This window comes from Halpernia frigidisoli (assembly GCF_900113805.1).
GTDB lineage: Bacteria > Bacteroidota > Bacteroidia > Flavobacteriales > Weeksellaceae > Halpernia > Halpernia frigidisoli.
Window position 1 is genome coordinate 1,059,700 of record NZ_FOQT01000001.1, and the last position, 20,082, is coordinate 1,079,781.

The following is a 20,082-nucleotide window of genomic DNA, read 5'->3' on the forward strand; positions in this document are numbered from 1 at the left end:
AGATTCCTACGGAATGACAAAATTCTTTAAAGAACAATAATGAAAGTTTAACAATGAAAAATCTAAAATCCCAATTTCTTCTATTTCTTACAATAATTTCAAGTTCATTCTTTTCCGCGCAACTTCCCACAAATGGTCTTGACGTAAAACATTACGCTTTCAATATTGCATTAAATGACAGCACAAATGTCATCAAAGGAAAAGCAATCATCACAACTGCTTTTACCGAAAATGAAAATAATATTGTCTTTGATTTTGTTAATAAAAATGCCGACGGAAAAGGAATGACAGTTTTTTCTGTAACAAAAAATAATGAAAATTTAAAATTTTCAAAAGACGCGCAACATTTGATCATTAATGATAAAGGGATTTTAGGACAGGAAAATACTTACACAATTAATTATGAAGGAATTCCCGCTGATGGATTAATTATCGGAAATACGAAAAATGGCGACCGAAGTTTTTTCGCAGATAACTGGCCAAACCGCGCTCACAATTGGATTACCTGCAATGATCATCTTTCTGATAAAGCAACATCGGAATTTCTGGTAACTGCACCCGATCATTATCAAGTCGTAAGTAACGGACGGGAAATCGAGGAAACCAATCTGTCGGAAAATTTAAAACTGACCCACTGGAAATCTGAAGTGGAATTATCCACGAAAATTATGGCAATTGGTGTGACAAAATTTGCAGTGAATAATTTAGGAAATGTGGAAGGAATTCCAGTTTCTGAATGGGTTTTCCCGGAAGATCGAGACAATGGTTTTAAAAGTTATAATTACTCAAAAGAAATTTTAAAATATTTCGTCAAAAATATCGGCGCTTTTCCTTTTGAAAAACTGGCAAATGTGCAATCAAAAACGATTTTCGGCGGTTTGGAAAACGCCGGTTGTATTTTTTATTCAGAAAATTCTATCAACAGCAAAGGTGTTGAAAGTTTGATGGCGCACGAAACGGCGCACCAATGGTTTGGCGATAATGTAACCGAAAAAGATTGGCCGCATCTTTGGCTGAGTGAGGGTTTTGCAACTTATATGACCAATTTATATTTGGAATATAAATACGGAAAAGACAGTTTAAATAATTTGATGAAACAGCAACGAATTCAAGTGATTTCTTTTTCTAAAAAAGTTAAAAAACCTGTCGTTGATTCCTCTGAAGCAGATAATTTAATGAATTTGCTAAACGCAAACAGTTACCAAAAAGGCGGATGGGTTTTACATATTTTGCGCAGAAAAATAGGTGATGATCTTTTCTGGAAAAGTGTTCGAACTTACTACGAAACCTACAAAGGAAAAAACGCAACCACTGAAGATTTTGAAAAAGTAGTTGAAGAAGTAAGTCATCAAGATTTAAAAACTTTTTTCAAGCAATGGTTATTCACTTCCGGACAGCCGTTATTAAAAATTGACTGGAAATATGATCAATTAACTAAAAAAGTTGGTATAAACATTGAACAGAAACAAATTGATTTTTTTGAATTTCCTTTGTCAATTGCTTTTAAAAATGGAACTGAAATGGTATTAAAAACTTTTAACATCAAAAACAAACTGAGCAAAGAAGACTTTTCAGTTTCATTTGAGCCAAAAGAAATCATGATTGATCCAAATGTTGATTTGTTATTTGAAATGGATGTTATTAATTAGGTGAAACTTTTAACTTAGTTTAATTAACAATCAGTTTTATTACAAATTTTATCATAAATTTAAATTACAAAAAAAAAGATTCAGCAGAAAACTGAATCTTTTTTTGTTTTAAATACTTGACTTTTAAGATTTACCATTGATCGCAGCAATTGCAGCGTCATAATTTGGTTCGTTCGCAATGTCTGAAACCTGTTCTTCGTAGATAATTTTTCCTTCCGGATTGATCACGACTACAGCTCTGCTTAGCAAACCTTTCATCGCGCTATCTGCGATTTTTATGCCATATTTATCACCAAAATCTGAACGAAAATCTGAAAGCATAACCACATTTTTAATACCTTCCGCGCCACAAAATCTTTTTTGAGCAAAAGGAAGATCTTTAGAAATGCACAAAACTGTAGTGTTTGGTAGTTTCGCTGCATCTTCATTAAAATGACGAACGGAAGCGGAACAAACGCCTGTATCAACACTTGGAAAAATATTTAAAAGAACGTATTTACCTTTATAATCAGAAAGTGACTGTTGCTTCATACTATTGTCAGTTAAACTAAAAGCGGGCGCAACTGAACCTTTTGCCGGCAAAGTTCCTACAATATGAACTGGTTTTCCTCCGGCTAATACTGTAGATTCTTTCATTTGCTGTGCGAAAGGACTAATAAACATTCCGAAAAAGAAGGTTGAAAGTATTATTTTCTTGATCATAAAATTATTTTTGGTCAAATTTAGATCAAATTTTCAATACTAAAATTTATAAATTTTTATTTTTTTAAAATTAATTTAAAAAAAAATCCGGCAAAAACCAGATCTTGTAATTTATTTAAACCTTTAGAATTTCTTCTTCTTTATGTTTTAATCCTTCTTCAGATTTTTTTGAATATTGATCTGTTAAAGTTTGGATATCTGCTTCTACATTTTTGATCAGATCTTCAGAAACACCTTCTAATCTTTTCAATTCTTTCATGCCTTCCTGTCTCGCATTCCTGATGGTTACTTTGGTTTGTTCGTTTTCACCTTTTGCGGTTTTTGCCAATTCCTTACGGCGTTCTTCTGTTAACGGTGGCACATTTAGAATAATATTATCACCATTATTTGATGGTGCAAAACCTAAGTTTGAATTGATAATTGCTTTCTCAATCGCACCAATCGCAGCTCTGTCCCAAGGTTGAATGGAAATTGTCATCGCATCGGGAACCATCACATTCGCCACCTGATTTATCGGCGTCATAGAGCCGTAATATTCTACCATCACATCCTGAACCATCGCCGTAGAAGCTCTTCCCGCGCGAATTTTTTGGAAAGCATGTTCCTGGTGTTTTAATGCAGCATCCATTTCCTGTTTCACGGACATTATTATTAAATCTAATTCTTCCATTGTATATTTAAAATTTGATAATTGACACATTTTTTACTTGATAGTTGATAGTTGATAAATACTTTTTACTTTTTACGTTTTACTTTTTACTTTTTACTTTTATTTTTACTTTAATAAAATTAAGCAGATACCAAAGTTCCAACTTCTTCACCGTTGATGATCTTTAAAAGATTTCCTGCTTTATTCATATCAAAAACGATGATCGGCAGATTATTTTCCTGACTTAATGTAAAGGCAGTCATATCCATTACTTTTAGATTTTTTTTATAAACCTCATCAAAAGAAAGAGAATTATATTTCACAGCGTCGGCGTTTTTTTCCGGATCACTGTCGTAGATTCCGTCTACTCTGGTTCCCTTTAAAATAACGTCTGCTCCAATTTCGATAGCTCTCAAAGTGGCGGCTGTATCTGTTGTGAAGTAAGGATTCCCGGTTCCTGCTCCAAAGATCACTACTCTACCTTTCTCTAAATGTCTGGTTGCTTTTCTTTTAATGAAAGGTTCTGCTATTTTATCCATTTCAATGGCAGACTGCAATCTTGTGTAAATCCCCGCGTCTTCCAAAGCACCTTGTAGCGCCATTCCGTTGATAACGGTTGCAAGCATTCCCATATAATCGCCCTGAACACGATCCATCCCTTTCGCAGCGCCGGCTAAACCACGGAAAATATTTCCGCCACCGATCACGATCGCAACCTGACAACCTGAATCTACAACCTGTTTTATCTCCATAGCATATTCTACTAAACGGTCGTTATCAATACCATACTGGCGATTTCCCATTAAAGCTTCGCCGCTCAGTTTCAGTAAAATCCTTTTATATTTCATTTTTATTTTCTGTTTATTTTATTTAAAAGCTGCTTAAACTCTCTATTAAAAATCATTATATCAAGTCTTTTATTATTTTAAAAAGTTTTGTTATGAAATTTAAACCGTTTTAGATAATTAATTTTTTTGCAAATATAAGGAAATGAGAATAATCTCGTTATAGAAATATATTTTTGACGAAGCAATTATTTAGAATTAATTCAATTATTTTTGTAAAAATTTAAACACACTTGAAGAAAAAATTTTCTTTACTATTTTTTATATTCAATCTTTTAGCTTTCTCCCAGTCTGGTGAGAATGTCTACCCTTTTCTAAATATCCCGGTTTCTGCCAGACAGGCAGCTTTAGGCGGAGATGCCGTATCTGTTCGGGATTTTGATGTAAGTTTTGCAGGTATAAATCCTGCTTTAATGAATTTAGATCAGGATCAAAGAATTTCAATGTCTTTTGCAAATTATCTCGCAGGTTCCAAATATGGCACATTTGCTTACGTGAAGGATTTAGGCCGGGGAAATCTGGTGACTTTCAACGGGCGGTATATGGATTATGGTTCAACGCCACGAACGGACGAAAGCTCCCAAATTTCAGGTGAGTTTAACGCGATCGATGCAACAATCGGTGCAGGATACGCCCTTCAGTTTGAGGAAAACTGGACGATTGGAATGAATTTAAATTTCATCACCTCCAAAATTGACACTTTCACTTCCATGGCAGTTGGCGCAAGCGGCGGCGTGACTTATTACAATGAAAAAAGTAATGAAACGCTCTCGTTAGTTTTTAGAAACTTTGGATATCAGTTTAAACCATTTAACGGCGTAAGAGAAACTTTACCTTTTCGCGCAGATCTTGGATACACCAAAATTTTAGATAATTTTCCTTTAGCAGTGACAGTTACAGCGCATGATCTTCAACAATTGAATATTTCACAAAATTTGAATACCAATGGACAACAGGTTCGCTGGACGAGAAAAGCAGCGGATCATTTCTCTTTGGGATTTGAGCTTTTTCCGGCGCAGGCTTTCAACGTGCGTTTAGGTTACAACGTAAAACGGGGTAATGAATTAGCGGTTCTCGATCAAAGAAATTTTTCCGGTTTATCTGCAGGGTTTGGTATTAAAATATCGTCTTTCAAATTCGATTATTCTCACGTTCGCTATAATAATTCTTCAAATGTAAATTTGATCGGTATCAGTTTAGATTTAATTGAACTTTCCGGTGACCGAAGATAAAAGGCGTTTTTATATTTAAAAAATTTTAAGCAAATTTGTGGTATGAGAAAACCTGTGATTGCGATGGACGGTTATTCGTCGACAGGCAAAAGTTCGATTTCTAAAATAATTGCAAAAAAGCTTGATCTTGTCCATCTGGATACAGGTTCTCTTTACCGCGCAATTACATATTATGCGCTCAAAAATTGTCTGGATAATGACGGTAAAATTGACCTTAATAAACTTTATGCAGATTTTCACCTGTTAAAAATCACCTTTAAAATTCAGGAGCACGAACTGAAACTTTATCTAAATGGTGAAAATATGTCACAAAAAATCCGCCAGTTAAAGGTAAATAACCACGTAAGTTTTATTGCCAAACAACCGGAAATAAGAGAGTTTTTATTAAACCTGCAAAGAAACACAGCTGTTAACGGCGGAATTATAATGGATGGCCGGGATATCGGTGCATTTGTACTTCCTGATGCAGACTACAAGTTTTTCCTTACTGCAAGCATTGAAGAGAGAACAAAAAGGAGATTTCGTGAGTTGCAAGGTATGGGAATAGAAACTGACGAAAAAACAGTTGGTGAAAATTTAATTAAAAGGGACAAAATCGACAGTGAACGTGAGGTTTCACCTTTGCGGCAGGCAAAAGATGCTGTTTTAATTGATAATACACTTATTTCAAAAGAAGAAACAATTGACCTCATTTTATCAAAAATCAGGAAATTCTGACAAAAATATTTTGTGTCACCTTTTGGTACGTTTGTTGTAATTTATTTTTAACAAAATTATTATTAACAATAAAAAATTATAAACATGTCAAAAAAAGGTAACAATAATGTAGCGGGAGTTTTAGCTGGATTATTAGCTGGAGCAGCTGCAGGAGTAGTTTTAGGAATGCTATATGCACCGGAAGAAGGAACTGAAACAAGAAAAAAAATCAAGAGCAAAGCAAAAGATTTAAAAGTTCAGGCTGAAGATAAATATTCTGAAGTTTCTGAAAAAGCAAAAGATAAATACGCTGAAGTTTCTGAAAAAGCTAAAGATACTTATAATCATTACACAGAAAAAGCAAAAGACACTTACAATAACCTGTCAGAAAACGTAAAAGGAACTGCTGAAAAAGTAGCCTCTAACGTAAAAGACGGTTATGATAAATATAAAGATCAAGCTGCAAATAAAATGGCAGATTTATCTAAAGACGTTGAAAACGAATTAGATAGCTTGAAATCTTAAGTAATAACTGAAACAAATTATTAAAAAGGAACTTGTAAAAGTTCCTTTTTTTGTAACTTTATAAAAATTTTTTATGCTTGAAACTTTAAAAGAATTTATCTCGAAAAAAATCGAGCTTTTGAAAATGGAAGCTGCGGAAAAAACCGTAATGATCGTGAGTTTTTTCGCCTTTTTAGTAGTTTTATTGATCGTCGGTATTTTATTCATTATACTTTTAAATATCGGAGTTGGTCTTTATATTGGCCATTTACTTGGCAATTATGCTTACGGAATTCTTATTGTCGCGGCTTTTTATCTTTTAATAATTATTATCACGATAATGGCAAGAACTTCAATTAAAAACAAAGTGGCAAATTTTATCTTAAAATCTTTAAATTCTTAGATCATGGCAAATAAATACAACGGTTTGGATGAACTTAGAAGAAAAAAAGCATTACTAAAATCTGAGGTTGATCAATTGGAAAGTCTGCTGTCATTTGACAATGCAAAAGAAAGTTTAAGTGTTTTAACCCACGGTTTTACAGACAATTTTCTAAAAGAAGTTGTTGATGAAGACGGCGAACCTACGGTAGCATTTAAGACAAAAGAAATTGTAGATTCTGTTGCCGATACTGTTAAAAATACTTTTATTAAAAAAGACAACATCATTGATTTCGCACAAAGCGAATTGGGAAGCAGTCTAGCAGAAAATGCCATAAAACTTATAATCGTAGGTTTTGTTGGAAATTATGCGAAAAAAAGTCTGGAAAATACCAGCGTTAAAAAGAAATTAATCGGAATGGCTTTGATTTATCTGGCGCCTTCCATCTTGAGATTTATCCGTGAAAAATTACAGGAATTTCACAAAAATGGAAGAGTAAGTTCTTTGGAACAGCTTATTTAAAAGAATGAAGAAATTAATTTTTTTTGGCAAAAATAACAGTTTCTCCTTTATTTAAACCAAGATAAACATCTTCTTCAAACTTTTTAATTTCAATGTTGAAACCTGCATTTTCGAGTCTTTGCTTTAAACCATTGACTGAATAAATCCTTACATGATCCTCTTGTCCGAAAAACTCAAGTCTTTGTTTTTCGGATTTTTTTGTGTCATCTTCATAGATTTCTCCTTCTTTAAAAGGCGTTTGAATAAGACAAGTTCCGCCAGGTTTTAAAACTCTAAAAAGTTCCGCCATTGCAAAAGCATCTTCATCAATGTGTTCCAAAATATGATAACACATTATTAAATCAAATTTGTCAGATTCTGCTTCTATTTTTGTAATGTCATAATGATAAACAGATAAAAATTCATCAGAAAAATCTGTCGGGAAATAATTAATTTCAGAGTTTTTTGATAATTTTTTAAAAATAGATCTCGAAGGTGAAAAATCTAATACAGAAATATTCTTTTTAGTCATAAAATCCTCATTTACAATCTTCCATAAACGTCTCGTTCGCGGTAAACTGCCACAAACTGGACAAAGCAGATTTCCGTTTTCAAGCTTTTCAAAATTTTTGAGTTTGCTGCCGCAAATATTACACGCACAATTTTCTCCTTTATAAAATGGATATAAAATTTTCCGAAAATTATCTTCATACTTGAATAAAACCTTTTTTGGAAAAACAGATTTCAGTGTATTTTTTAAAATATTATAAACCATCATTAATTTTATCTGGAGAATATCTGACCTAAAATAATTCCGGTCGCCATTGAAACATTTAAACTTTCTGTACTTTTTGAGATTCCAAAACGCGGAATTGTAATTTTATGTTGAAGTTGATTAAAAGTATTTTCGCGCATTCCGTTTCCTTCATTTCCAAGAATTAAATTAAACTGTTTCGGAAATTCAAAGTTGTAAATATTTTCCCCATTCATATCTGTTCCTATATTGACATTTTTAGTATTTTCTAAATAATTATCCAGATTTTTATAAATTATTTTTACACGCAAAAAACTTCCCATACTCGCCATTATGACCTTTGGTTTTAGAAAATCAACAGTGTCTTCGCTGCAAATAATTTGTTCAATTCCAAACCAGTCTGCCAATCTGATAATGGTTCCCAGATTTCCTGGATCCTGAATGCCGTCCAAAATAATCTGTCTGTCACATTCTATAAAATCTTCTTCCAATGGTATTTCGCAAAGAGCGACAGAATCTTTTGGATGTTGTAGAAAACTGATTTTTTTTAAATCTGTTGATGAAATTTCAGTAATTTCGATATTTTTCAAATAATTTAGGTCGGAATTCACCGAAAAAATCTCTTTGATCTTAAACGGTGAATTCACCATCTCACGGATAATTTTGTTACCTTCAACCAAAAACAAATTGTATTTTTGCCTGAATTTCTTTTTATCCAGAGACTGAATAATTTTTATTTTATGAGACGACAGCATTTTTTAAAATATCTTCAAAAGTATTACATATTAATCTGTTCTGCAACTGTGTTGCTTCTAATATTTGCCTGTAGTACCACAAAAAAAGTTCCGGACGGTGAATTTTTACTGACGAAAAATGATTTTAAATATAATGACGGTAAAATATACGGCGACCAGATCCCAAATTTAGTAAGTCAAAAACCCAACAAAAAATCGGCAATGCTTTTTCCGGTAGGTTTGTGGTTTTATAATGCTACAAATCCCAAATATGACAGTATTCTTAATGAATATTTAACTTACCCAAGCGCGATAAGAGACCAAAAATTAAGAGATTCGCTTTTCGTAAAATACAACCACCCGGAATATGTGGGGAAAAATTTGTTTTGGGATCGTTTTTTTCATTCTTTGGGTGAGCCACCGGTTATTTTAGAACAGGGAAAAACCCAGACCAGCGCCAACTTAATTCGAAAATATCTGGTTTATCACGGTTATTGGGATTCTAAAGTTGATTTTAAACACACTTTAGACTCTGCTTCAAAAAAAGCGCAGGCAAGTTATCTTATTACGCATAAAGATCCAACTTTCATTAAAGAATATTTTTATGATATAAAAGATCCGGAAATAAAAAAATATTACGAATGGAATATTGATAAAAGTTTAGTGAATCAAGGTGAGATTTTAAATCAGCAAAATCTGGAAGATGAAGTAAAACGGATCGATGAGCTTATGAAGCAAAACGGTTATTTTTCTTTTAATAATTCAAACGAAGATATTTACTTCACCGCGGATACATTAACAAGTAGAAAACAGGTTCCCCTTACGATGAAGATCGATTCTACCTACAAAAAAGCGACGATCGGTAAAATAGATGTTGCTGTTGTGGGAAGAGCAAAAGATTATCCTGCGAATACTTTTACAGACAGTTTACGCGGCATTAATATTCACCTGATCGACAAACAATATCAAACACGCTCTATTTGGCGTCCTATAACGATTGTTCCAGGCGAAGTTTACGATCAAAAAAACCTTGATCTTACAAGAAGAAATCTAATTGCGATGAATAATTTCAGTATTCTTTCTTCACAAATAGGACTTCGGGATGGAGGCGCCGCACCACCAAATGACAGTATTATTGATGTTCTTTATCTGCTTAAACCTCTGCCAAAATATGAATTAAAAGTAGCTACAGACGTTAATTACAGTCAGCTTTTAAATCTCGGGATTTCACCTTCAGTCGATCTTACAAGCAGAAATGTATTTGGTGGTGCAGAAAATCTATCTTCAAGTATTTCCGGGACATTTGGTTCTATCAGAAGTTCGAAGGACATCAATAAAAGAAGTTTGGCTTATGAACTGGCGACGCAGTTTACCTTAAGTTTTCCAAGATTATTTTTACCTTTTACTTACTGGAAGCTTATTCCTAAAAGATTTTCTCCCACATCTTCACTTACTATTGGTGCTTCGGTGCAAAACAACATTGGCTTGGGAAGAATAAATTTGAATGCAGGTTTAAATTATTTTGCAAATGTGGATGACCGCGTTACACACCGACTTTCTCTCTTTAATACACAGCTTAGTTTAACCCAAAATAAAGACAAATACTACGATTATTTTCCTGCCGATTTTGGTTACCGACAGTCGACTTTTAATCTTTACTTTCAAACCAATCCACAGATTCAGGCGGCTTTGTTAAGTGGCCAACTAACAAACGATCAGGTTTCAGCAATAATTTACGCAGACCCAAATTTTTCTAAAACTTTAAACGCAGATCAGTTAAATACATATAATAATTTTGCGCAAAGTTTATTTAATAAAGAACGCCAGACGCAGGATGTATTGATCAGTTCTTTAATTTACAATTACACATACAACGAGATTGGGAAAAAAGAATATGAAAATCCGTTTTTTGTAAGTGGAAAAGTAGAATTTGCAGGAAATATTTTCTCGGCTTTCAGTAAAAAAACAAATACCGACAATGTTTTTGGTAATGATACCAAGACAATTTTTAAAATCCCCTACTCTCAATTTGTAAAATTTGATGTTGAGTTCAGAAAATATTTAACTTTTGGTACTAAAAACGGTAAGAAAAATACGCTCGCTTTCCGTCAGTTGGTTGGTGTGGGAATTCCTTATGGCAACTCACAAAACATGCCGCTGGTAAGATCTTATTTTAATGGCGGATCAAATGATATCCGCGCCTGGCCGGCTTTTGGTGGTCTTGGACCTGCAGATTCTCAACTTGATGAAAGAATCAGATCTTATTTTTTGGATAATGTAAAACTTACTACGTCATTAGAATACAGAATGCCTTTAACAGACATTTTCGAAGGCGCAATTTTTACAGATGCAGGAAATATCTGGGGTTTAAAAGACAACGGAATAGGCGATCAGTTTAAATTTAATAAATTTCTTTCGCAAATGGGCGTTGGAAGTGGTTTAGGTTTGAGAATAAATGTAGCTTACATTACTTTAAGGCTAGATCTTGCGTATAAAATTTATGATCCAAATAAACCAATCGGTGACCGTTGGAGATTTGGTGACATCAAACCATTGAAACCAACTTTAAATTTTGCTTTCGGTTATCCTTTCTAAAATTGACAGATTAACTGACTACGTTTTTCACGAAAAAATCAGCTTTAAACGTTTTAATCCACTATTTGATAATTTTAAATAAAATTTAACTTAAAATCTGTAACAAACGGAGTGATCATAGGACTTATTTAAAACAATAAATAGCATTATGATTAAAAACTCTTTTTCAGTTTTAGGCTTGCTTCTACTCGGAGGATTGTCTACGGCTCAGGAAATTAAATTTGAAGAATACGACCTGTCCAACGGCATGCATGTTATTCTTCATCAAGACAACAAAGCGCCGGTCGTTACTACCGCAGTAATGTATCATGTTGGTGCAAAAGATGAGATCGCAAACAGAACGGGTTTCGCTCACTTTTTCGAACATTTACTTTTTGAAGGAACACCCAACATTAAACGTGGTGAGTGGATGAAAATCGTTGGAGCAAACGGCGGTACAAATAACGCCAACACGTCTGACGACCGTACTTATTACTACGAAACTTTTCCTTCCAATAATTTACAACTTGGATTGTGGATGGAAGCTGAACGTTTGAGACATCCTGTGATCAATCAGATTGGTGTAGATACTCAAAACGAGGTGGTGAAAGAAGAAAAGAGACTTCGTGTAGACAATCAGCCATACGGAAATATCCAAAAAGCCATCAAAATTGGTTTGTTCAAAAAGCATCCATATAAAAACACGACTATCGGTGAAACTGCAGATCTTGATTCTGCAAAACTGGAAGAATTCTTAGCTTTCTTTAAAAAATATTACGTTCCAAATAATGCAACATTGGTTGTGGCGGGTGATATTAACGTAAAGGATACCAAGAAAATGATCGAAACTTATTTTGCAGGTATTCCTAAAGGTGCACCGATCATGCGTGATCTTCCAAAAGAAGACCCGATCACAAAGGAAACCGTAATGACGTATTACGATCCTAACATTCAGCTGCCGGCTTACCTTTATACTTACAGAACACCGAGCAATAAGACGAGAGATTCCAAAGTTTTAGACATGGTTTCTTCTTATTTAAGCAATGGAAAATCTTCTGTACTTTACAAAAAACTGGTAGATCAGGAGAAAAAAGCACTTCAGGTTCAAGCCATTAATTTAGGTGAAGAAGATTATAGTGTTTTTGCATTTTTTGCTATCCCATTAGGTGCAACTACAGAAGCGACTTTACGCGCTGATATTGATGCTGAAGTTAAAAAACTTCAAACGACGTTGATCAGTGAAGATGATTTTCAGAAACTTCAAAATCAGTTTGAGAACCAGTTTGTAAATGCTAACTCCAGTATTCAGGGAATTGCAAGTTCTTTAGCGACTTCTCACGTTCTGCAGGGCGACACCAATTTAATTAACAAAGAAATTGACATCTACAGAAATATCACAAGAGAAGACATCCGCGATGCTGCGAAGAAATACCTGAACAGCAACCAGAGAGTTATTATTAACTATTTACCGGAGAAAAAATAAAAAATGATAAATCGCAATATGATTTTCGGATTTCAGCGATCACATTTATCTCACAAAAACAATAAAATTAAAAAATGAAAAAATCATTATATAGTATTGCCGCCGTATTTTTTATTTCCAGTCTTGTAAATGCGCAGGTGATCGACCTTAATAAAATGCCGACGCCGGGACCAACGCCTACGGTAAATATCACAAAACCACAGACTTTTAAGCTTAAAAATGGTTTAACGGTAATGGTTGTGGAAGACCACAAACTGCCGAGAGTAAATACAACACTTACTTTTGATCACCCACCATTGATGGAAGGCGCAAAAGCCGGCAAAAGCACATTGATGGCAGATCTCTTAGGTGGTGGAACTTCTACGATCTCCAAAGACGATTTTAATAAAAAAGTAGATTATCTGGGCGCTTCCATCAATTACGGTGCGAACGGCGCTTCTGCAAATACACTTTCAAAATATTATCCTGAGATTTTAAATCTATTCGCTGCTGGAATTACCGATGCTAAATTTGGCGCAGATGAACTTACTAAATCAAAGGAAAGAGCGATTGCCGGATTAAAATCAAGCGAACTAAGCGCGCAGGTTATCGGAAACCGAGTTTTTAACGCTTTGACTTACGGTAAAAATTCTGCTTTAGGAGTATTTGAAACCGAGCAGACTTTAAATGCAGTAACTCTGGCGGATGTTCAGGACACTTACAGTAAATTGTATTCACCAAATAACGCTTATTTAGTAATCATCGGTGATGTAAAATTTAACGAGGTGAAAAGTATGGTCGAAAAATCATTCGACGGCTGGAAGAAATCTGATTATAAATTTGCTTCTCTTCCTAAATTTTCCAATGTTGCTAAAACGGAAATTGATGTTGTAGATGTGCCAACTGCAGCGCAGTCTGTTGTTATTTTGGGTGATCTTCATAATTTAAAAATGAAAGATCCCAACTATTTTGCAGCAACTACTGCCAATTATATTCTTGGTGGCGGAAGTCTGGAAACCCGTGTAAACATGAATCTTCGTGAGAAAAACGGCTACACGTACGGCGCTTATACTTCTCTTGATACTTCAAAGTACGATTCGAACTTTGGCGGAACAGCCAACGTTCGTGGTGAGGTGACGTCCCAGGCGATAAAAGAATTCATGACGGAAATAAAAGGATTAAAAACCATTAAACCGGAAGAATTAAACAACGCCAAAGAAAAACTAAAAGGCACATTTATTCTTTCTCTGGAAAGACCGGAAACTGTGGCACGTTTTGCTTTAAACCAGATTACTCAGGATCTGCCTTCAGATTTTTATACCAATTATTTAAAATCTGTAGACGCAGTAACGCTTGACAAAGTGCAGAAAGTTTCCGATGATTTCGTGATGCCGTCTACAATGAGAATATTCGTTGCCGGGAAATCGAGCGCTTTTGGAAATGATCTGGATGCTTTGGGTTATCCTGTAAAATATTACGACGCTTACGGAAATCCTGTTGCAAAACCGGAGATCAAAAAAGTGGACGCGAGCGTAACTTTAGCTTCTGTTGGTGATAAATATTTAGCTGCGATCGGCGGGAAAGACAAAGTCTCCAAGATCACCTCCGTGAGTTCTGCTGCGACTACAAAAGTGCAGGGCATGGAAGTCGGCATAAAAAATACGCAGGCGACCGGTGGCAAGATGAACATGGAAGTTTCTATGATGGGCAACACCGTTCAAAAAATGACTTACAACGGTACAAAAGGCACTATGACGGCGCAGGGAAAAACGATGGATATGCCCGCAGAAATGCAGGCGGCTTATGCAAAAGAAAAGCAAATTTTTCCGGAGTTGATGTTTTCAACTTCTAAAGATTACACTTTAGGCGGCATAGAAAAAGTGAATGGTACGGACGCTTACGCAGTAAAATCTGCCGACGCGACTTACTATTATGACGTTACCAGCGGTTTAAAGATCGGTGATGTAAAGAAACAAAAAGTGCAGGGCCAGGAGATCGAGGTGCCAACCTACTACTCCAACTACAAAGCGGTAGACGGCGTCATGTTTCCATTTACCTTAAAAGTAAACCAAATGGGACAGGATATGCAGCTTGACGTAACTTCTTACGAACTCAACAAAGCAACTGCGGAAGATTTTAAATAAATTAAATCTTTTCTAAAAATGAAAACGGTATCGAAAGATGCCGTTTTTTTTTGTTTTAGGAGCAAGACAATTTTTGTATTTTTTGAAGATTGGTCCCGTGTTCCGCTTTATCTTTTTTTGCAGGAAAATAATGAAAAAGAGCAAATATCAGTAAAGCAAAAAAAGGATGCCGCTTCACCCGGGGCTAAATTTGAAAGGCATTTTTTCGTCAGAAGATTCGGGAAGATTTCTGTAAATTTGATAAAACCAAAAAATGGATAAAGATAAATTTCAAAATATCTCAGACGATGTACTTTTAAAGGAGCAAAAAAAACTCAAAAATTTAAACAAAATTTACGGTATCGTACTTTTATTACTTTTAGTAAGCTCCATTTATTTAGGTCTTAAAAAAGGTAATTTTACTATGATCGCCGTCTGTCTGGGACTTTTCAGCATTTTTGTCGTGAATTTTCAATCGTTGCGGGATTTTAAAAAAGAAGTAGAAAAAAGGAATTTAGGAAGCTGAGAATTAAAGTTTATCTAAAGGTGACTTTACGTTAGTAATTGATTGATCTGCAATATGAGTATACAGCAGGGTTGTTTTGATATCATTATGCCCCAGTAATTTTTGGATCAGCGAAATGTCAGTACCAAATTCCAAAAGATGAGTGGCGTAACTGTGACGCAAACTGTGAATGCCCACACTTTTTCTAATTCCCGCTTTATTCATTGCAATTTTAAAAACAGACTGCGCACTTCTTATCGCATATTTACCACCGTATTGTCCTTCAAAAAGATATTCTTTCGGTAGAAATGATCTGTAGTAAATACGCAGATCTTCAAGAATACTTTGTGGCAAATTTACGTATCTGTCTTTTTTACCTTTTCCGCGTTCGATCAGTACTTTCATGGTTTTGGAATCTATATGCTCTACTTTTATATTGACTATTTCACTCACCCGCAGTCCCATTCCGTAGCAAAGTTGCAGGATGAGTTTATGTTTGGGGTTTTCTGCGGCATTTATTAATTTTAAAATTTCTCCGGTATTTAAGGCTTTTGGTAAAAGCTGTGGTTTTTTCGGCCGCGGAATGTCAAAAAACATTTTGTCTTTATGAAGCACCTTTTCAAAATAAAATTTTACGGCATTCATTCTACTGTGAATCTGGTTTTCTGAAAGCTGTAATTCTTTGTGACAGTATAGAAAATAGCTTTGTAATTTTTCCGGCGAAAGTTCATCAACAGCATTAGACTTTAAAATATAAAGCAACTGTGCAAATTCTATGGAATAAACTCTGATTGTATTTTGGCTCAGACCTCTTAGAATTAACTGATCCTGAAATTTTTGAAACGGTTTTAAATTTATTTCATTAATTTTTAATAAAACAGCTTTTCCCACAATTTTTTTATCAATACCAAAAAGTTCTCTGTTAAAATTATTATCCGCAATGTACCAGAATTTTTGACTTATTGACCACCTAGTTTTTGTAGCAGATTTAAGCATCTGTATTAAAGCAATATCTTTAGGAAAAATTACCCAAATAATTTTTTTCTCCTTATAAATATCGACCTTAGTTTGAAAACGACTCTTATCAAAAACAGGTTGCGCATTTTGCATAACTAAACTTGCGTATTATAAATAATTAAACTTGCGTATTTTAAGTAATATTAAAGATAGTAAAATTAAGACATTGACAATGAGATAATAACAAAAATAATATTTTTTTGCGAATTTAGAAAACTTGCGTATATTTGAGAGTTAGCGGTAATTCTAAAAAAAACGAAACGAATGAAATTTACGACCTTATTTATATTAATCGTCCTTTCAATAAATTCATTTGGTCAAACAAATGAACTAAAAACATCTGACATTGTCCCTTTTACTTCTACAATTGAAATTAGTAATGGAAAAGTAACTGGAACTGGTGCTGAAAAGCTTGAGAACGAAATTAAAACAAGTCAATTTTTTATGCTCGGCGAGGAACATTTTTCACCTCAAATTTCACAATTAACAAATGTACTTTTACCTATTTTTAAAAGAAACGGCTACGACAATTTTGCATTAGAAGTAGGACCGTTATCTGCAAAGAAATTACAGACTAAAATTAAGATACACAGTTCTTTATTTGAATTTAATCATTCATTCTATTCAAAATACAACGAAATTCCAATTCCTTTTTTTGATGGAACGTTGGACGAAGTATTTCTCAAAACTGCATTAAATAATAATTTTAAATTGTGGGGATTAGACCAAGAGTATTTATCCGCTCATTTGTTTTTAATTGACGACATCTACCAGTTATCAAGTGACAAAAGATTATTAAAAACATTTTATGACCAAGCAAAAACTTTTATCAAAGAAGAATTCAATAAAGAGAATGAGGACGAAGACTACCCAACATTTACAAATTTATTGAACGCTGAAGAAATAAAACAATTTTTCAATAAATGCAAATCAAAAAAACAGAAAGAGATTATTTCAGAGATTATAAAATCTTGGGAAATATATAAACTTAACGAAACCAAAGAATATAACACAAGCAATGTAACACGTATGGAAAATATGAAGCGGAACTTTGCTTATGACTACAAAAATGCACAGAAAAATAATAACTTACCCAAAGTTTTAATAAAAACAGGAGCAATGCATTTAGGTTATGGAAAGAGCTGGTTGGGAATTTATGATTTAGGAAATATGGTTAATGAATTAGCTTATTTTAACAACACAAAATCAACTTCGATTAACTGTTTTTCAAGGTATAGCGAGAACGAAGATGGTTCCATTTACGATTTTAAAGACGATGAATATGGAAAAAACTTGTCATTGATTTTAGAATTAGCAACAAAAGATAAATGGACACTTTTAGATACAAAGAAAATAATTGAACTTTCACGAAAAAGAAAAGTGAAATTAAACAATGATTTAGATTTTATACTTTCAAGATATGACTATATTCTATTTGCACCATTAAAAACCAAAATGAAAAAGAACTACTAATAAAAGAACTACCGCTAACATCGGTTTGGCAATATGGCGGGTTTAGTGCTAAATTCAAGTTCAGTTTTTCAATTGAACTTTAGTGCAAAGTTGAAGTTTAGTGCTTCGATTTCCGCCACATCGCCAAGCCGCAAAACGTTATATGCCATTTTAAACGCCATCACTAATATGAATGACTATTATAAACAACCAAAATTACTGCAATGGATTGAAGCGATATTATTTCTATTAGTCGGAATTGTAGGGGGAATTGTAATTATTGAGAAAGGATATTCACAACCTGCATTTTACTTATTTTTCCTAATTTATGTCCCTATTAGTCAATTCGCATTTACACCTTTTTTTAGACTTGTTAGTATTTATAGATATTATTCTCCAATGTTACTTGGTTACATGCCAAACGACATCCAAATAGATTTACATAGCGGAGGTAGTTTTGACTACTTATTTGTAATGAGAAAATTTAATGTAGGAGTTGAAATAAGAAATAAGCTATTAATGTATCATTTGGAAGGAATAGTTTACCTAATCAAACAAATCGAAAATAAAAGCATACCTGATACAGTTGAACTTGTAGGGACATCTTATTTTTTCAATAATAGAACTCTACATAAAATGGGGTTTGAAATTTCAAATCCATCATTGTTTTATAGATTAAACCTTTTTGTAAACTTTATAGACTTAATTTGGATGTATTCTATTTCACGAGGAAAGTTTTCAATTCCTAAGTTATGGAAAGCAAAAAAAGCAAGTATAACAGGAATTAAATTAATTGAAAGTAAAAAGCAGATAGAAGAACTTTATGAAAAATTGAAAACAAAATCCATTGCATAAAATAGGGTTTTAAAAAATGGCAGTTCTATTATGGATTGAACAATTTTAAATCCAATCCCACCATTATTTAAAATTTAAAAACGTTATGTACCATTTTAAAACGACATCACACACGACAACGAACAGACAAATATGAACCCAATCTTTACATTTATAATTTGCTTATTGACAAGTTTCATCTTGCCTACAGTTCTTGGTGTTTCTTACAAAGCATACGAACAAGAATGGTATAAAAACTTAAAATGACCAAGCTTTGCATTCCCAGACATTGTCTTTATTGTTATTTTTCCAGTATTCTACATACTTGAAGCAATAGGACTTTTTTACATCGTTACAAACGACAACGAAACATCAATTTTAGCTTTTGGAGTTTTGTATTTACTCTCCGCAATTTTAAGTGGAGTTTGGTCACGTTTATTTTTTAGATACAAAAGGTGCGACTTATCTCTTGTTGTATTCTTTTTTGAATTGCCGATTGGATGGATATTTTTATTTTTCCTATACCAAGAAAATCATTTGGCTTGGGTATTTTTTCTACCAAGAGTAATTTGGGGTTTTTATGCAATTTTTGCCAACATTGAATATTATCGGCTTAACAAAGAATTTTGGAATAATGCCAAATTGAAAAAGTAAAGATGGAAAAAGAGATAGAAACATTTTATCCAAAAAGCAGACAAGAATGGCGTGAATGGTTACAAGACAATCACCATACAAGACAATCAGTTTGGCTTATTTACTATAAAAAGAAATCAAATATTCCGACTGTTGTTTATAGCGAAGCGGTGGACGAAGCACTTTGTTTTGGCTGGATTAACAGTAAGGCAAAACCTTTAGATGAAGAAAAATTTATGCAGTTTTTCAGCAGACGAAAACCAAAAAGTGTTTGGTCTAAAGTGAATAAAGAAAAAATTGAACGTCTGACAAACGAAGGACTAATGACAAAAGCAGGCTTTGATATTGTAGAAATTGCAAAACAAAACGGTTCTTGGACAATCTTGGACGAAGCAGAAGCATTAATTATTCCAAACGACTTGAATATAGAATTTGAGAAGCGACCGATTGCAAAATCTTTTTTTTTAGGTTTAAGCAGGTCAGACAAAAGAAACATTTTACAATGGCTTACACTTGCAAAAAGACAAGAAACTAGACAAAAAAGAATTGCCGAAATTGTAGAACTTGCAGACCAAAATTTAAAACCAAAACAATTCCGTGGACAGAAAAACGGCATATAACAGCACCTACCCAAAAGGCGGGGTTTCGTGCTCCGCAGACACATTTGTGCAAGCCGAAAGTTCAGTTCTCCGAATGAAGTTTAGTGGTGAAAATCCCGCCCTTCGGGTAGCTGCAAAACGTTGTGCGTCATTTTAAAAACAAGCGTTAAATAAAAATATATGTGGATTGGACTATTATTGCTAATTATTTTTAAAGGATTATTGGGTTTTTTCG

19 protein-coding genes and 1 pseudogene are annotated in these 20,082 nt (G+C 33.7%); 14 read left to right on the forward strand and 6 right to left on the reverse strand.

Features of this window, described 5'->3' with window-relative positions:
- Positions 1–53 precede the first annotated feature (53 nt).
- Positions 54–1,649 (forward strand): M1 family metallopeptidase, encoded by a 1,596-nt coding sequence (locus BM238_RS04930; protein ID WP_090079043.1) that lies wholly within the window; start codon positions 54–56, stop codon positions 1,647–1,649.
- A gap of 123 nt (positions 1,650–1,772) precedes the next feature.
- On the opposite strand, the gene tpx is transcribed toward BM238_RS04930, so the two are convergent.
- From tpx to pyrH, 3 genes are all read right to left on the reverse strand, one after another.
- A complete protein-coding gene (gene tpx / locus BM238_RS04935; RefSeq protein ID WP_394333974.1) occupies positions 1,773–2,312 on the reverse strand; it encodes a thiol peroxidase in 540 nt (179 codons plus the stop codon).
- Between the two features lie 154 nt (positions 2,313–2,466).
- Positions 2,467–3,021 carry a ribosome recycling factor gene (gene frr, locus BM238_RS04940; RefSeq protein WP_090079045.1) on the reverse strand — a complete coding sequence of 185 codons (555 nt, stop codon included), beginning with the start codon at positions 3,019–3,021 and terminating at the stop codon, positions 2,467–2,469.
- Positions 3,022–3,140: 119 nt separating this feature from the next.
- Positions 3,141–3,848, reverse strand: a complete 708-nt coding sequence (gene pyrH, locus BM238_RS04945; protein WP_090079046.1) for a UMP kinase — start codon at positions 3,846–3,848, stop codon at positions 3,141–3,143.
- 230 nt (positions 3,849–4,078) lie between these two features.
- Between pyrH and porQ the strand changes: the two genes are divergently transcribed.
- From porQ to BM238_RS04970, 5 genes are all read left to right on the forward strand, one after another.
- Positions 4,079–5,077 (forward strand): type IX secretion system protein PorQ, encoded by a 999-nt coding sequence (gene porQ, locus BM238_RS04950; protein WP_090079047.1) that lies wholly within the window; start codon positions 4,079–4,081, stop codon positions 5,075–5,077.
- Between the two features lie 42 nt (positions 5,078–5,119).
- Positions 5,120–5,794 (forward strand): (d)CMP kinase, encoded by a 675-nt coding sequence (cmk, locus tag BM238_RS04955; RefSeq protein WP_090079048.1) that lies wholly within the window; start codon positions 5,120–5,122, stop codon positions 5,792–5,794.
- A gap of 84 nt (positions 5,795–5,878) precedes the next feature.
- On the forward strand, positions 5,879–6,298 hold the full coding sequence (locus BM238_RS04960; RefSeq protein WP_090079049.1) for a YtxH domain-containing protein: 420 nt from the start codon (positions 5,879–5,881) through the stop codon (positions 6,296–6,298).
- A 73-nt stretch (positions 6,299–6,371) separates the two neighbouring features.
- The gene (locus BM238_RS04965) at positions 6,372–6,680 is read left to right on the forward strand and encodes a phage holin family protein (RefSeq protein WP_090079050.1); all 309 of its coding nucleotides are present in this window, start codon (positions 6,372–6,374) and stop codon (positions 6,678–6,680) included.
- A 3-nt stretch (positions 6,681–6,683) separates the two neighbouring features.
- On the forward strand, positions 6,684–7,181 hold the full coding sequence (locus BM238_RS04970; RefSeq protein WP_090079051.1) for a hypothetical protein: 498 nt from the start codon (positions 6,684–6,686) through the stop codon (positions 7,179–7,181).
- A 13-nt stretch (positions 7,182–7,194) separates the two neighbouring features.
- On the opposite strand, the gene BM238_RS04975 is transcribed toward BM238_RS04970, so the two are convergent.
- The gene (locus BM238_RS04975) at positions 7,195–7,938 is read right to left on the reverse strand and encodes a class I SAM-dependent methyltransferase (protein ID WP_233741908.1); all 744 of its coding nucleotides are present in this window, start codon (positions 7,936–7,938) and stop codon (positions 7,195–7,197) included.
- A 5-nt stretch (positions 7,939–7,943) separates the two neighbouring features.
- Positions 7,944–8,669 carry a TrmH family RNA methyltransferase gene (locus BM238_RS04980; protein WP_090079052.1) on the reverse strand — a complete coding sequence of 242 codons (726 nt, stop codon included), beginning with the start codon at positions 8,667–8,669 and terminating at the stop codon, positions 7,944–7,946.
- Between BM238_RS04980 and tamL the strand changes: the two genes are divergently transcribed.
- The 4 genes from tamL (at position 8,655) to BM238_RS05005 (ending at position 15,333) form a co-directional block, all read left to right on the forward strand.
- Positions 8,655–11,243, forward strand: a complete 2,589-nt coding sequence (gene tamL / locus BM238_RS04985; protein WP_090079053.1) for a translocation and assembly module lipoprotein TamL — start codon at positions 8,655–8,657, stop codon at positions 11,241–11,243. The two genes, BM238_RS04980 and tamL, sit on opposite strands and share 15 nt — an antisense overlap.
- 148 nt (positions 11,244–11,391) lie before the next feature.
- The gene (locus BM238_RS04990) at positions 11,392–12,705 is read left to right on the forward strand and encodes a M16 family metallopeptidase (RefSeq protein ID WP_090079054.1); all 1,314 of its coding nucleotides are present in this window, start codon (positions 11,392–11,394) and stop codon (positions 12,703–12,705) included.
- A 74-nt stretch (positions 12,706–12,779) separates the two neighbouring features.
- On the forward strand, positions 12,780–14,828 hold the full coding sequence (locus tag BM238_RS04995) for a M16 family metallopeptidase (RefSeq protein WP_090079055.1): 2,049 nt from the start codon (positions 12,780–12,782) through the stop codon (positions 14,826–14,828).
- 253 nt (positions 14,829–15,081) lie between these two features.
- Complete coding sequence (locus tag BM238_RS05005) at positions 15,082–15,333, forward strand: hypothetical protein (protein ID WP_090079057.1); 252 nt, start codon at positions 15,082–15,084, stop codon at positions 15,331–15,333.
- A gap of 3 nt (positions 15,334–15,336) precedes the next feature.
- Here BM238_RS05005 and BM238_RS05010 read toward each other — a convergent pair whose 3' ends face one another.
- Positions 15,337–16,422, reverse strand: coding sequence for a tyrosine-type recombinase/integrase (locus BM238_RS05010; protein WP_090079058.1), 1,086 nt, complete (start codon positions 16,420–16,422; stop codon positions 15,337–15,339).
- Between the two features lie 171 nt (positions 16,423–16,593).
- On the opposite strand from BM238_RS05010, the gene BM238_RS05015 reads away from it, so the two are divergent.
- From BM238_RS05015 to BM238_RS05030, 4 genes and pseudogenes are all read left to right on the forward strand, one after another.
- Complete coding sequence (locus BM238_RS05015; RefSeq protein ID WP_090079059.1) at positions 16,594–17,802, forward strand: hypothetical protein; 1,209 nt, start codon at positions 16,594–16,596, stop codon at positions 17,800–17,802.
- A 33-nt stretch (positions 17,803–17,835) separates the two neighbouring features.
- Positions 17,836–18,636 (forward strand): hypothetical protein, encoded by an 801-nt coding sequence (locus BM238_RS05020; protein WP_090079060.1) that lies wholly within the window; start codon positions 17,836–17,838, stop codon positions 18,634–18,636.
- Between the two features lie 258 nt (positions 18,637–18,894).
- Positions 18,895–19,269: pseudogene (locus BM238_RS14680) on the forward strand (tryptophan-rich sensory protein); the annotation flags it as partial.
- 2 nt (positions 19,270–19,271) lie between these two features.
- Positions 19,272–19,868 (forward strand): YdeI/OmpD-associated family protein, encoded by a 597-nt coding sequence (locus tag BM238_RS05030; RefSeq protein WP_090079062.1) that lies wholly within the window; start codon positions 19,272–19,274, stop codon positions 19,866–19,868.
- The last annotated feature ends 214 nt before the right edge of the window (positions 19,869–20,082 follow it).

Bases quoted from the DNA above. Each gene is read 5' to 3' on its own strand.
- BM238_RS04930 (WP_090079043.1), top strand. From the start codon at position 54: ATGAAAAATCTAAAATCCCAATTTCTTCTATTTCTTACAATAATTTCA.
- tpx (WP_394333974.1), bottom strand. From the start codon at position 2,312: ATGTTTATTAGTCCTTTCGCACAGCAAATGAAAGAATCTACAGTATTA.
- frr (WP_090079045.1), bottom strand. From the start codon at position 3,021: ATGGAAGAATTAGATTTAATAATAATGTCCGTGAAACAGGAAATGGAT.
- pyrH (WP_090079046.1), bottom strand. From the start codon at position 3,848: ATGAAATATAAAAGGATTTTACTGAAACTGAGCGGCGAAGCTTTAATG.
- cmk (WP_090079048.1), top strand. From the start codon at position 5,120: ATGAGAAAACCTGTGATTGCGATGGACGGTTATTCGTCGACAGGCAAA.
- BM238_RS04960 (WP_090079049.1), top strand. From the start codon at position 5,879: ATGTCAAAAAAAGGTAACAATAATGTAGCGGGAGTTTTAGCTGGATTA.
- BM238_RS04965 (WP_090079050.1), top strand. From the start codon at position 6,372: ATGCTTGAAACTTTAAAAGAATTTATCTCGAAAAAAATCGAGCTTTTG.
- BM238_RS04970 (WP_090079051.1), top strand. From the start codon at position 6,684: ATGGCAAATAAATACAACGGTTTGGATGAACTTAGAAGAAAAAAAGCA.
- BM238_RS04975 (WP_233741908.1), bottom strand. From the start codon at position 7,938: ATGATGGTTTATAATATTTTAAAAAATACACTGAAATCTGTTTTTCCA.
- tamL (WP_090079053.1), top strand. From the start codon at position 8,655: ATGAGACGACAGCATTTTTTAAAATATCTTCAAAAGTATTACATATTA.
- BM238_RS04980 (WP_090079052.1), bottom strand. From the start codon at position 8,669: ATGCTGTCGTCTCATAAAATAAAAATTATTCAGTCTCTGGATAAAAAG.
- BM238_RS04990 (WP_090079054.1), top strand. From the start codon at position 11,392: ATGATTAAAAACTCTTTTTCAGTTTTAGGCTTGCTTCTACTCGGAGGA.
- BM238_RS04995 (WP_090079055.1), top strand. From the start codon at position 12,780: ATGAAAAAATCATTATATAGTATTGCCGCCGTATTTTTTATTTCCAGT.
- BM238_RS05005 (WP_090079057.1), top strand. From the start codon at position 15,082: ATGGATAAAGATAAATTTCAAAATATCTCAGACGATGTACTTTTAAAG.
- BM238_RS05010 (WP_090079058.1), bottom strand. From the start codon at position 16,422: ATGCAAAATGCGCAACCTGTTTTTGATAAGAGTCGTTTTCAAACTAAG.
- BM238_RS05015 (WP_090079059.1), top strand. From the start codon at position 16,594: ATGAAATTTACGACCTTATTTATATTAATCGTCCTTTCAATAAATTCA.
- BM238_RS05020 (WP_090079060.1), top strand. From the start codon at position 17,836: ATGGCGGGTTTAGTGCTAAATTCAAGTTCAGTTTTTCAATTGAACTTT.
- BM238_RS05030 (WP_090079062.1), top strand. From the start codon at position 19,272: ATGGAAAAAGAGATAGAAACATTTTATCCAAAAAGCAGACAAGAATGG.